Origin of the sequence: Bacillus cereus, from assembly GCF_025917685.1 — a bacterium.
Classification (GTDB): domain Bacteria; phylum Bacillota; class Bacilli; order Bacillales; family Bacillaceae_G; genus Bacillus_A; species Bacillus_A cereus_AT.
Map to the genome: position 1 here is coordinate 5,185,191 of NZ_CP089518.1, position 13,475 is coordinate 5,198,665.

The following is a 13,475-nucleotide window of genomic DNA, read 5'->3' on the forward strand; positions in this document are numbered from 1 at the left end:
AGATGAGAATAGGTTTGGTCGTCGAAGGCAGCTACCCCTTTGTAAGTGGAGGAGTAGCAAGCTGGGTTCAAATGATTATCCAGCAGTTTAAAGAACATGAATTTACGATTTTTGCGATAGTCCCTCAAGTAAAAACAGAAGATGAATATCAATATGAAATTCCAAGCAACGTAAAAGATATCATCATGATTCCTTTGCAATCAGAAAATGAATCAAAACATATAAAAACTAATTTAACTGAGCAAGAAGTACAGACACTTCAAAAATGGTTTACATTTCAAGCCAACGATACAACAGCATTACAAATATTAGGGGATAAACAAAAGCTAGGAACACTCCATTCCTTCTTCGAAAGTCGTGAGTTTTATGAAATTGTTAAAGAAAGCTATTTATATGAAGAAAGTAGTGGTTCCTTCTTAAATTATTTTTGGATGTGGAGATCTATGTTCACACCAATCATTCAAATTTTACAAATTGACTTCCCTGAATTAGATCTTATTCATTCTGTATCGACAGGTTATGGTGGACTGCTTGGTGCTGCAATTAGCGCCAAGTCTGACATACCATTTATTCTAACTGAACACGGTATTTATTCTCGGGAGCGCGAAGAAGAAATACTACAGTCTACTTGGATACCAATTGAATACAAAAAAAGATGGGTTTCTTTCTTTCATCACTTGTCTCATCAAGCATATGAACAAGCAGCTGATGTAATTACGTTGTTCGGCCGAAATAGTGCATATCAAAAAGAATTAGGTGCCCCGGCTCATAAACTAAAAATCGTTCCAAACGGCGTTACTTTATCTGACTATAACGGGTTACGTAAACCAAAGTATAATTCGGATAAACTCATCATTTCCGCTATTATACGAGTTGTGCCAATTAAAGATGTAAAAACAATGATTTATGCAGCTAAATTATTATTTGAAAAAAATATTCCATTTATATTTTACTTACTAGGTCCTGATACGGAAGAAGCAGAATATGCTCAGGAATGTCGTGATTTAATTCAACAATTAGGATTAGAAGAGCATGTAATAATGACCGGCAAAGTAAATATTAAAGATTACTTAAAACAAACAGATATTCTCGTATTAACAAGTATATCTGAAGGGCAACCATTAGCTATGTTAGAAGGAATGGCGGCAGGATTACCATGGGTTGTTACAGATGTCGGTTCTTGTAGGGAGTTAATTTACGGGCAAGACGAAGATCCTTACGGGCAATGCGGATTTGTTGTACCACCTGTATCTCCTGAGCAAGTTGCCATTCATTTAGAGTGGTATTATCGTCACCCTGAATCCATTCAACAATTTGGGGATAATGGGCGCAATCGTATTGAAGCGCACTACCAATTATCAGGTGTCGTTGATAGTTATCGTAAGCTCTACTTAGAAAGAGGTAAAAAAACATGGCAGGAATAGGATTTCGTTTACAAAAATTATTCCAAGAAGACTACTATTCTTCAAGAATAAAAGCGTACGGATTTTCATTATTTGTTACAGCTGGTCCGTGGTTAGTCGTTATTTTAGCAGTAACAGCTATTCGATACATTTTAAGTTTGTTCCATTCTATTTCAATTGAGGAACAGCGCCTTTTCACAATTTCAATTTCATACTGCTTTATTTTTTCTCAAATTATATACGGTGCCTTGCAGCTCATCGTAACTAGATATGTGGCTGACCTTTTATACGAGCAAAAAGCTGATAAAGTATTTTCTTCCTTTTTAGGAATGACGAAAATCACACTTTTCTTAGCTATTATCTTATGGCTTTTGTTTGCAATTTTTACACCATTAGCCTTGTATTATAAAATCGTGATGCTATTTTTATTTTTAGCTTTAAATATCATTTGGATTCAATCCATTTATTTAACAGCAGCTAAAGATTATCAGTCAATCGCTCTTGCATTTTTAATCGGTTCAATTTTTTCTCTATGTGGAATTGCACTTATCGCTTACTTTAATCCAACACTTGGATTAGAGCACGGATTTGCCCTATTGCTTTTAATTTCTTTTACAATCGGGACCTTCATTACATTAGTTTGGTTAAGTATCGTTATTGTACGAATGTTTCCAAATAGTGATGCTACTGAACAATTTACCTTTCTTTCTTATTTAGATAAATATCCAGAACTATTTTGGTCGAGCCTACTTTACAATATTGGCATTTGGGTATGTAACTTTGTTATTTGGTTCGGAGAAGGGCGAGGAAATATTGAAAACACGTTTATTTATCATCAAATATATGATACCTCTGTTTTCTGGGCTTATTTAAGTATTATCCCAACTTATATTTTCTTCGTAGTATCCATTGAAACAAGATTTTATGAACGGTATAAGAAGTTCTTCGGTTCAGTTAACAATGGGGCAACATTAAATACAATTTTACAATTAAAAGAATCAATGAACTTTGTCCTAAAACAAGAAATGGAACGAATACTTCGTAATCAAGGTATTTTTTCTTTACTCATTATTTTTATAATATGGATGTTTAGTTCACAATCTGGGAATGTAGCACTTGAATACTCTATTTTGCAGCTGACTATAATTGGTGCTTATGCAAACGGTATGGTTCTTGTTATTACGTTACTACTCTTATATTTTGAAGATCGTAAAGGGGCATTTCGAACATCGGCTCTGTTCTTTTTTGCAAACCTGTTATTAAGTCTTCTTCTACTACCATTTGGATTCGATGGTTACGGTATTAGTTTTGCACTCGGATCTTCTATTACATTCTTATATGCCATTTCTAGACTCTTTACTTATATTAAAGATATTGACTACTATACATTTTGTCAGTCAAATACTTCTATGAAACAGCGAACTTTCTTTACTAAAGTGGCCAATAAACTTAATGGAAAATAAACAGAAAAAAAATGACCTCTTGCTTATGCAAAGGTCATTTTTTCTGTTTATTAAACTTCTAGATAGCCATTTTTGTTATTTGATTGCCATCTCCAAGAGTCTGCACACATCTCTTCTAATCCGCGTAGTGCTTCCCATCCTAATTCACGCTTCGCTTTTGATGCATCTGCAAAACATACTGCAACATCACCAGGACGACGTTCCGTAATTTTATAAGGAACTTCCTTGCCTGAAACTTTTTCAAATGCTTCAACCATTTCTAATACACTATAACCAGTACCTGTACCGAGATTGTATGCATCTATCCCAGTAGTGCCAAGTACCTTTTCAAGCGCCTTCACGTGACCATTTGCTAAGTCTACAACATGAATATAATCACGGACACCCGTGCCATCTTTTGTTGGATAGTCATTTCCAAATACACTTAATTCCTTTAACTTCCCTACCGCTACTTGTGTTACATATGGCATTAAGTTATTTGGAATTCCATTTGGATCTTCTCCAATACGCCCGCTTTCATGTGCGCCAAATGGGTTGAAGTAACGAAGTAATGCAATACTCCATCCTGCATCCGCAAATGCTACATCACGCATAATTTGTTCAATCATTAATTTCGTTTGACCATATGGATTTGTTGCACTTAATGGAAACTCCTCCGTAATTGGTGATGTTTCTGGGATACCATACACTGTTGCAGACGAACTGAAGATCATCTTCTTCACATCATGCTTCTGCATCACTTCACATAGCACTAATGTGCTTGTAATGTTGTTATGATAATACGTTAACGGAATTGCTACTGATTCTCCTACGGCCTTAAAGCCTGCAAAATGAATAACAGCTTCAATTGTATTTTCTTCAAAAATCGTATCCAGTGCTTCGCGATTTAAAATATCTTCTTTATAAAACTTAAACTGTTTTCCTGTTATCTCTGTCACTCGATTTATAGACTCTACCGAGCTGTTCGAAAGATTATCTACTACTATAATTTCGTAACCGTTATTTAGTAATTCCACGCATGTATGACTACCAATATATCCTGCTCCACCTGTTACAAGTATTGCCATAATTATAGTCCTCCATATTTCATTCATTATAAACTTCTCAAAGTATATCACATATTTCTTATCCCATGTTTATTATGCGAACACAAAAACTTACATTTTATCCCACACTTATTTTATACAATACACGATTCCAATTAGATAATAAAAAAACGCCACATAACAGACATCACGTGGCGTTTTTTGATCAAATTACGTAACAATATACACTTAGAAAATGCGCAAGACTACCTAACAATACAAAAACATGAAAAATTTCATGGTGTCCCATATATTTAAACTCCAACCATTTTGGCTTCGCACCATAAATAAACCCACCAATCGTATAAAAAATACCTCCAAGTACTAGGAAAAGAATACCTCCTGTACTTAAATTATCAGCTAGCGGTGCAAAGAATAGAACAATTAACCAACCCATCAGAAGGTAAATTGCTGTCGATAACCATCTTGGACAATTAAACCAAAACATTTTAAAAACAATACCACAAATCGCAGTTCCATAAACTAAACAAAATAATAGCAAACCATTCGCCGAATTTAATGTAATTAAGCAAAAGGGTGCATATGTACCTGCAATTAATATAAAAATCATAGAATGATCTAGCTTCCTAAAGAAATAAATAACACGTTCACTGGCTACAACACTATGATACACAGCTGATGCCATATAAAGGACCATCATCCCCATACCAAATAAAATAACAGCTGTAATTGCAGCAAAAGATGGCATCTTAACAGAAACCTTCACAATCATAGCTAATAATGCAATAAATGATAATACAGCTCCTCCTAAGTGAGTAAATGCATTAACCGGTTCTCTTACATAAGCATTCATATAAACACCCCTCATATAATTACATGTAGTTTTAATAACTACTTGTAATTATATATATATTATTCATACGGGTCAACATTTACATTTCATTTGTTTCGTAATACCATATTTAAAGATATACTAAACATTAAGTTCCACTAAGTTATAAAAGTGAGGGGTTCTACGTGGAAAATATAAATAAATTACTTGAATCATTACATTTAGAAAAAAATATTAAACTTGAGGATATCCCAAATGTCGACTTATATGTAGACCAAGTTGTCCAACTATTTGAGAATACTTATGCGGATACAACGAGAACTGATGATGAAAAAGTATTAACAAAAACAATGATTAACAATTACGCAAAAGGGAAACTATTCATCCCTATCAAAAATAAAAAGTATTCAAAAGAACATATGATTTTAATCAGCTTAATATATCAATTAAAAGGAGCACTCTCCATTAATGATATAAAAAGCTCCTTAGAAAATATAAATGCACCGTTAATAAACGATGATACATTCGAATTAAATACTCTATATAAAGATTATCTTTCTCTTACTGAAACCAATGTGGAAAACTTTAAGCAAGACGTAAATAAGCGTGTTACGGAAGTAAATGAGGTTTCTTCCTTAGAGGATCCAACACTAGAAAAGTTTTTATTACTAACATCCTTCGTGACAATGAGTAATATGTACAGACGATTGGCGGAGAAGTTAGTGGACGATTTAAAAGAATCGTAAATAAAAAAACTATCCACCTGTTACAGTGGATAGTTTTTTGTTTATTTAATTGCTTCATGAACCTTTAATTGTTTCCCTTTAATCGTTGTATTTTTCATGATTTTTAAAACAAGTGGTCCTTTTCCATTTAATATTTCAACGTAAGAAACATTGTCTTGTATTGTAATAATGCCTATATCTTCTGCTGTAACACCTTTAATTTTAGCAATTGTACCGACGAAATCTACCGCCCTGATTTTCTTTTTCTTCCCGCCATTAAAGTACAATTTCATAATTCCTTTGTTTAGGTCTGCATTTTTATCTTTCTTTATAATTGGTTTAGCATGTATCTTTTCCTCAAATACTGCTTTCCCTTTCATAACTTCTTCCTTTGAAGGTGCAAGTGCCTTTGGAATTTCAAAGCCGATGTACTCCTCAATCTCTTCTAAAAATCTATTTTCATACGGTGTTATGAATGTAATAGCTTTTCCTTTATTACCAGCTCGTCCCGTTCTTCCCGTACGATGTACATAACTTTCTTTTTCTAATGGAATATCATAGTTAATAACATGTGTAATATTATCAATATCAATTCCTCTAGCCGCTACGTCTGTCGCTACTAAATAACGGAACTTTCCTTTTCTAAAATCGTCCATAACTTCAAAACGATCTTCTTGTACCATACCACCATGTATTTTGTCACAAGGATAGTTAACGCGATCTAACTGTCTAAATACGTGATCTACATTTTCTTGTGTACGGCAAAAAATAATACAACTATCTGGATTCTCAATCGTTGTTACATCTTTAAGAAGTGACAGCTTCTCCTCTTCTCTCGTCTCAAAAAGTGTATGTTCAATTTTATCTGTTGTAATCCCAGCAGCCTTAATTTCAATATGCGTTGGCGAATCCATATACTTACGAGATAACTTTTCAACATCTTCTGGAAGTGTTGCTGAAAATAACATTGTCATTCGTTTTGTAGGTAACTCGTCAATAATTGCCTCTACTTGATCGATAAAGCCCATATTCAGCATTTCGTCTGCTTCATCAATAACTAAATACTTCAAACAAGCTAAAGAAAGAGTACCTTTTTCAATATGATCTAACACACGGCCAGGAGTCCCAACTACAATATGTGTTTTTTGCTTTAACTCTAATTTTTGACGTGCAAATGGAGATTTACCATAAACTGCAGCAGCCTTAATTCTTTTGAAGCGGCCTATATTCGTAATATCTTCTTTTACTTGTACCGCAAGCTCTCTCGTCGGTGTTAAAACTAAAGCTTGTGGCTTATTCTCTTCCCACTCCACCATTTCACAAAGCGGTATACCGAATGAAGCGGTTTTTCCACTTCCAGTCTGTGATTTCACAACAAGGTCTTTCTTTTGCAGTGCAACTGGAATAACCTCTCCTTGCACTTCCGTTGGATGTTCATAGCCTAAACCAGTAAGTGCTCTTACAATTTCTTTACTTAATGCATAATCAGCAAAACTTTTTTTACTCATATATTAACCTCTTTTTATGATATATTATTTTCTTTTTTTGCTTTTCCTATCACTGAATCATCATATACGTTATTATCACCTTATTCATTATACTTGAAAGCTCACATAAAAAGGCGAATCATTCGTGATTCGCCTGACTAAACAAAAGGGTTTTCTATTTCAAAAATTTTATAAAAATATTATTTCATTATAAAAATAAACATCTATCATTTCATATACTGTTCAACTAACTGATAACATCTTTCCCTAGTACTAGTTGCCTTCGATGAAATAGTTGCTATCCCTGATAATGTTCCCTGCCCAGATTCATTCCAAGCTTCTTCCGCCTTGCGATCTCGATACGTAATCCATTCACGCTGTTTCTCTCTCAAAGTGTTCATTTCACTTGTAGAAAGTTGCTTTTTCAAAACAGCATAAATCTCATTTAAAGCTTGATCCCATGCATCGTATCTTTTAACTTCCCCTTCTTTCATTTCAGTTGTAATTCCGTTCTCATATAAGTAATCGAACTTTTTCAAACTCTCCTCAATACTATTTAGTTTAGTAATATATTCTGCCTTCTGATCGGTAATAACACTTTCTTTCTTCGGCTTCCCTGCTATTACTTTTTCTTCCTTACGGTTCTCATCTTTTGTTTTATCTACCTCTACTGTCCTCGGCACAATCTGTGTAATTTGTTCATTCGCATTTTGATAATATATTTTAAACTGTTCTTTCCCTTTCGTTTCCCTAATAATTACGTTCAGTTGCTCTTTTACATCCACAAACTTCTGTTGGTTTTTCAACTCTTCTACTTTAGCAAGCATTTGCTTATATTTTTCTTCCTCATCTTTTTGATTAGATAAAGCTTCTCGTTTTTCTTTTGCTTGTTTGGCTAATATAACTGAACTAGCAGAATCATTTTCAATTTCTCTTAATAACGAAATTGCCCGATCTATATTACTTTCCTGCAATGCTTCACTCATTTTATTCGTTTGATTCATCTTCAGCCTTACTTCTCGATCATCCTCCTTTTCTTTTAATGCTAATTCAAAAGATGCGACTGCTCTATCGTATTCTTTATTTTCCAGTGCTAAATCTCCTTGTTTCTTCGCCTTATCAAATGCATCATTATTGCTGCATCCAGCAACAACCAACAAAGTTATTCCTATTGTTAGTATTAACTTTTTCATATTATTTCCTCAGCCCCCTCACCCAAAATAAGAAGCACACATACAATTTTATGCAATTATTGAAACTTTCCTTACTTTTTTTATAAACGAACGTTATTTATATAAAGAACTATTTAAATTCGTTTTTAACGTTATTTTCGAAAGATATTAGCTTTTTTTAAAAAAAATGTTAAGAAAATCTTTGACTTCTTAATAAAAATAATGTAAATTATCCTATGGACGAACATTTTTAATCAATAAAAATAAAATATTCGTATTTTAGGGGTGTAAATGATGGAAAACGTATTTGACTATGAAGACATTCAATTAATTCCTGCAAAATGTATTGTAAATAGCCGATCTGAATGTGATACAACTGTCACTTTAGGAAAACATAAATTTAAATTACCTGTCGTACCTGCAAATATGCAAACGATTATTGATGAAAGAATCGCAACTTATTTAGCTGAAAATAATTACTTCTATATCATGCATCGTTTCCAACCAGAGAAACGAATCTCATTCATTAGAGATATGCAATCACGTGGATTAATTGCTTCAATCAGTGTTGGTGTTAAAGAAGACGAATACGAATTCGTACAACAATTAGCTGCTGAGCAACTTTCACCTGAATACATTACAATCGATATCGCACATGGTCACTCTAATGCCGTGATCAACATGATTCAACATATTAAAAAACATTTACCAGAAAGCTTCGTTATCGCTGGAAACGTTGGAACTCCAGAAGCGGTAAGAGAATTAGAAAACGCTGGTGCTGATGCAACAAAAGTTGGTATTGGACCTGGTAAAGTTTGTATTACTAAAATTAAAACAGGCTTTGGAACTGGTGGTTGGCAGTTAGCTGCACTTCGCTGGTGTGCAAAAGCTGCAAGTAAGCCAATTATCGCTGATGGTGGTATTCGTACGCATGGTGATGTAGCTAAATCAATTCGATTTGGAGCAACTATGGTTATGGTCGGTTCTCTATTCGCTGGTCATGAAGAGTCTCCAGGGGAAACAATCGAAAAAGATGGCAAACTTTATAAAGAGTACTTCGGTTCAGCCTCTGAATTCCAAAAAGGCGAGAAGAAAAACGTTGAAGGTAAGAAAATGTTCGTTGAGCATAAAGGTTCTTTAGAAGACACTTTAATCGAAATGGAACAAGATCTTCAATCTTCTATCTCTTACGCTGGTGGAACAAAGTTAGACTCAATTCGTACTGTAGATTATGTAGTCGTGAAAAACTCTATTTTCAACGGTGATAAAGTATATTAATTTTTAAATCTAACTAGAAGGACAAGCATTTTTATGCTTGTCCTTCTTTTTCATGTATAAAAATGTAAATTATTTTCATTTTACTGAATTTTCTAGTATCATATTTTTAGATACTTATAATAAGGGGGATATAACAAATGAAAAATGTAATTGAGAAACGCCTTATTCGCGCAGAAGTCCCTACTGAATTGACATGGGATCTTTCTGATTTATACGAATCTGATAAAGAGTGGGAAATTGCATTACGTGTATTAAAAGACGATATAAAAAAGCTTGATACATTTAAAGGACAATTACACACTAGCCCCACTACTTTATTAAATTGCCTGCTTTTAGAGGAAGAGCTTTTAATGAAATTAACAAAACTATATTCATATGCAAATTTAAAAGAATCTGCTGATCGAACGGATCCAGTTATTCAAGCGAACTCTTCAAAAATTTCTGCTTTATGGACAACTGTACATACTGCACTATCCTTTATCCATAATGAAATCCTCTCACTCGAAGAAGGAACAATTGAAAAATATTTAATTGAAGAAACAAAACTTGAACCTTTCCGTAAATCGTTACTAGAAATACTACAAAAAAGGCAGCACACTCTCTCACCTGAAACAGAAGAAGCTCTTGCTGCACTTGGTGAAGTTCATAGTTCTCCCTACAAAATTTACGGTATGACTAAATTAGCCGATATGGATTTCTCTTCTATACAAGATGAACAAGGAAATGATTTGCCTGTATCGTTTGCATTATTTGAAAGTAAATATGAATTTTCTCCAAGCGCATATATACGTAGAAAAGCATATTCATCATTTGTTGCCACATTGAAACGATATAAAAATACAGTTGCAACAACGTATGCTACTGAAGTAAAAAAACAAGTGACACTTTCTCGTTTACGTAAGTACGAGTCTGTTACCCATATGCTTTTAGAACCTCAAAAAGTTCCACTTGAAATGTATAACAACCAACTAGATATTATTTATAACGAATTAGCGCCTCATATGCGCCGTTTTGCAGATTTAAAAAAGAAAGTATTAGGTCTCAATCAAATGCTCTTCTGCGATTTACACGCACCGTTAGATCCTGAATTTAATCCAACCATCACATACGATGAAGCTGGTAAATTAATTCAAGAATCTTTAAAAGTATTAGGACCTGAATATAATACGATTATCAAAACAGGCTTTAAGGAAAGATGGGTAGACCTTGCAGATAATGTTGGAAAATCAACAGGTGCTTTCTGCTCTAGCCCCTATGGTTCCCATCCTTACATTTTAATTACATGGCAAGATACGATGCGCGGGTGCTTCACATTAGCTCATGAATTTGGACATGCTGGTCATTTTTATTTAGCCAATAAAAATCAGCGCATTATGAACGTACGTCCATCTATGTACTTTGTTGAAGCACCATCAACGATGAATGAATTACTATTAGCCCAGCATTTACTAGCGACTACTGACGATAAGAGAATGCGCAGATGGGTTATTCTGCAACTACTCGGCACATATTACCACAACTTCGTCACCCATCTACTTGAGGGAGAATATCAAAGACAAGTATATACCCTAGCGGAAGAAGGGCAAGCACTCACAGCTACAACTTTAACCGAAATAAAAACAAAGGTCCTTTCAACATTCTGGGGAGATTCCGTAGAAATTGATGAAGGCGCTGGCTTAACATGGATGCGTCAACCTCACTATTATATGGGCTTATATTCTTACACATATTCTGCGGGCTTAACTGCATCTACTACTGTAGCTCAAATGATTAAAGAAGAGGGACAACCCGCTGTTGATCGCTGGCTTGATGTACTCCGTGCAGGCGGTACAATGAAACCACTCGAATTAATGAAACACGCTGGAGTAGACATGTCAAAACCAGATGCAATCCGTAAAGCTGTTTCTTACGTCGGTTCCCTAATCGATGAATTAGAGCGCTCTTATCAAGAATAAAAAATAAGCCCTCGCTTTATGAGGGCTTATTTCATATTTATTTTCCAAATCTTTTACGGTATCCACATTTCCTACATAGCTCTTCGACTGCAACTCTTTTCGAAAATCCATCGACAATATTTGTTGCTCTTTCACCTTCAATAATGTTAGAAAATGAATCAGTATTAATATTACCAAGATTGATGATACCTTCACCATCTAAGCAACAAGGAATAACAGTTCCGTTCGCTAAAATTCCAGCCTGATTACGAAGTCCATGACAGAACCCTTTTCCATCATCCTCTTCTTCATGTAATGCCGGCCACTGGAATTCGTAGTCTTGATTAATAAAGACACGTTCCGCAATTTTTATACCTTTTCCTGGTGTAAGCTTCTCTTCAATTTGATAAGATAGATCAAACTCATTTTCAATTATAGATAATAAATCCCTATTTTTCTGGATTTCAGCATTTGTTTTATTATCCTGAGTTAAATTCCATAATCTTAGTGAAACGATTAAATCCGATTGACTTGTCGCCTCTCTAATGAAAGAAAGTATACTCCTTACATAGCCTTCTTTATCTTGCGATCCTGGGTGTCCATCAAAACTGTGCAGCGAAAAATTCATTTGTCTTAACGCAGGCTTATTTAACAGCCTATGCCTTCTCTTATTAATTAACGTTCCGTTCGTTGTAATATTAACTTTAAACCCTTTTTCATGGCTTAAATCTAATAGTTGATCTATTTTCGGATGGAGCAACGGCTCACCCTTCACGTGCAAATAAATGTAGTCTGTGTGAGGTTTAATTTGGTCTAATCTTTTAGCAAAATCCTCTACAGAAATGAATTGCTTCTGCCTTTCCGTCGGCGGACAAAAGCTGCACGCAAGATTACATACACTCGTAATCTCCAAGTAAAACTTCTTAAACTTCTTCACCTTTAATTCCTCACTTCTCTGACTACTTATACTTTTTCCTCTTCATATTACAGCATATTTTTTTAGAAATAGAAACATACTTATTTTAGGAAATAAGCGTTTACTGTATAAAATACTCCTTCAATCTATTTCTAATTTCTGGAAGTTGCATATTACTATCATGTTTTCTATCTTTAATCTCTTGAATACCTCTCTCAAGGATTTCTTTTGCTTTCTCTTCTTTCCCTGACATCATATAAAAATCACATACTTTTTCATAAAAAATAATCGGACTTCTTGTAGCATAATCTGCCGCAGTATTCCAATCATCAATTTGCGAATAATAGGGAATCCCAATATTCATTACATTATGCATGAATTCACTAAATTCCACTTTATCACATTCTAAATTTTTCAGCTTAAAATGCTGGATATTCCTTGTCCATCCTGGAATATTCCACATAGTCCAAAACTCACAATAATTTTCAGAGTTCCATGTACTGAGCGAGAAGCTAAAGGTTAATTCAAAATCGCCTTGTTTACGAGAAAATTTAGGTACACTCTTTGCATAACGGAAGCCCAATCTTTGTAGTTCATCGACTAAAAAATTTTCTATATATAAACTTAGTAGTTGTTTTGGCTTCATACAGTTCTCCTATTACATATTATGAAATATAGAAAACGGCCACATCTGTAGCCGTTTTAATGTACTAGTATACAACTATTTATGATACGGTTCACCGCGATTAATACGAAACGCTCTATATACTTGCTCAAGCAATACTAAACGCATTAATTGATGTGGTAATGTCATCTTTGAGAAAGACAGAGATTCGTTTGAACGCTTCATTACTTCTGAGCTAAGTCCAAGTGATCCACCAATTACAAACGTTACTTTACTCTTTCCATATGTAGCAAGACGATCTAGACTTGCTGCAAATTCTTCTGATGATTTTTGTTTTCCTTCTATTGCTAACGCAATAACGTGCGTATCATCGGAAATTTTATCCAGTATACGTATACCTTCTTTTTCTTTTACAATCAACATTTCTGCTTCACTTAAATTTTCTGGTGCCTTTTCATCTGGCAATTCAATTATTTCTACTTTTGCGTAAGAAGATAATCGTTTTAAGTATTCTGCTATACCTTGTTTTAAGTATTTTTCTTTTAATTTTCCGATTGAAATAATCGAGATATTCACACCTATTCCCCACCTTAC

At 34.2% G+C, this 13,475-nt stretch carries 12 protein-coding genes; 5 read left to right on the forward strand and 7 right to left on the reverse strand.

Annotated elements, in window-relative coordinates:
* The first annotated feature begins 2 nt into the window (after positions 1 to 2).
* Both pelF and pelG read left to right on the forward strand, forming a co-directional pair.
* Positions 3 to 1,424, forward strand: coding sequence for a GT4 family glycosyltransferase PelF (gene pelF / locus LUS72_RS26980; RefSeq protein ID WP_097831370.1), 1,422 nt, complete (start codon positions 3 to 5; stop codon positions 1,422 to 1,424).
* Positions 1,412 to 2,866, forward strand: a complete 1,455-nt coding sequence (gene pelG / locus LUS72_RS26985) for an exopolysaccharide Pel transporter PelG (protein WP_098361897.1) — start codon at positions 1,412 to 1,414, stop codon at positions 2,864 to 2,866. The genes pelF and pelG overlap by 13 nt, the downstream gene beginning before the upstream one ends.
* A 50-nt stretch (positions 2,867 to 2,916) precedes the next feature.
* Here the strand turns inward: pelG and galE are convergent, their stop codons facing one another.
* A complete protein-coding gene (galE, locus tag LUS72_RS26990) occupies positions 2,917 to 3,933 on the reverse strand; it encodes a UDP-glucose 4-epimerase GalE (RefSeq protein WP_097831369.1) in 1,017 nt (338 codons plus the stop codon).
* Between the two features lie 184 nt (positions 3,934 to 4,117).
* Entirely contained in the window at positions 4,118 to 4,765 is a 648-nt protein-coding gene (gene trhA / locus LUS72_RS26995; RefSeq protein ID WP_097831368.1) for a PAQR family membrane homeostasis protein TrhA, read from the reverse strand.
* A 164-nt stretch (positions 4,766 to 4,929) separates the two neighbouring features.
* Here trhA and LUS72_RS27000 point away from each other — a divergent pair, with 164 nt between their 5' ends.
* Positions 4,930 to 5,490: a DUF1836 domain-containing protein gene (locus LUS72_RS27000; protein WP_097831367.1), complete on the forward strand. Its 561-nt coding sequence runs from the start codon at positions 4,930 to 4,932 to the stop codon at positions 5,488 to 5,490.
* A gap of 41 nt (positions 5,491 to 5,531) precedes the next feature.
* Here LUS72_RS27000 and LUS72_RS27005 read toward each other — a convergent pair whose 3' ends face one another.
* Positions 5,532 to 6,977 (reverse strand): DEAD/DEAH box helicase, encoded by a 1,446-nt coding sequence (locus LUS72_RS27005; RefSeq protein ID WP_097831366.1) that lies wholly within the window; start codon positions 6,975 to 6,977, stop codon positions 5,532 to 5,534.
* Between the two features lie 206 nt (positions 6,978 to 7,183).
* Positions 7,184 to 8,149, reverse strand: coding sequence for a lysozyme inhibitor LprI family protein (locus tag LUS72_RS27010; RefSeq protein WP_097831365.1), 966 nt, complete (start codon positions 8,147 to 8,149; stop codon positions 7,184 to 7,186).
* 273 nt (positions 8,150 to 8,422) lie between these two features.
* Here LUS72_RS27010 and guaC point away from each other — a divergent pair, with 273 nt between their 5' ends.
* Both guaC and pepF read left to right on the forward strand, forming a co-directional pair.
* The gene (gene guaC / locus LUS72_RS27015) at positions 8,423 to 9,406 is read left to right on the forward strand and encodes a GMP reductase (protein WP_000432440.1); all 984 of its coding nucleotides are present in this window, start codon (positions 8,423 to 8,425) and stop codon (positions 9,404 to 9,406) included.
* A 137-nt stretch (positions 9,407 to 9,543) separates the two neighbouring features.
* On the forward strand, positions 9,544 to 11,361 hold the full coding sequence (pepF, locus tag LUS72_RS27020; RefSeq protein ID WP_264448490.1) for an oligoendopeptidase F: 1,818 nt from the start codon (positions 9,544 to 9,546) through the stop codon (positions 11,359 to 11,361).
* A gap of 37 nt (positions 11,362 to 11,398) precedes the next feature.
* Here the strand turns inward: pepF and LUS72_RS27025 are convergent, their stop codons facing one another.
* The 3 genes from LUS72_RS27025 to rlmH form a co-directional block, all read right to left on the reverse strand.
* Positions 11,399 to 12,277 (reverse strand): radical SAM/SPASM domain-containing protein, encoded by an 879-nt coding sequence (locus LUS72_RS27025; protein WP_097831363.1) that lies wholly within the window; start codon positions 12,275 to 12,277, stop codon positions 11,399 to 11,401.
* A 100-nt stretch (positions 12,278 to 12,377) separates the two neighbouring features.
* The gene (locus LUS72_RS27030; RefSeq protein WP_097831362.1) at positions 12,378 to 12,902 is read right to left on the reverse strand and encodes a hypothetical protein; all 525 of its coding nucleotides are present in this window, start codon (positions 12,900 to 12,902) and stop codon (positions 12,378 to 12,380) included.
* Positions 12,903 to 12,977: 75 nt separating this feature from the next.
* Positions 12,978 to 13,457: a 23S rRNA (pseudouridine(1915)-N(3))-methyltransferase RlmH gene (rlmH, locus tag LUS72_RS27035; RefSeq protein ID WP_097831361.1), complete on the reverse strand. Its 480-nt coding sequence runs from the start codon at positions 13,455 to 13,457 to the stop codon at positions 12,978 to 12,980.
* Between the last annotated feature and the right edge of the window lie 18 nt (positions 13,458 to 13,475).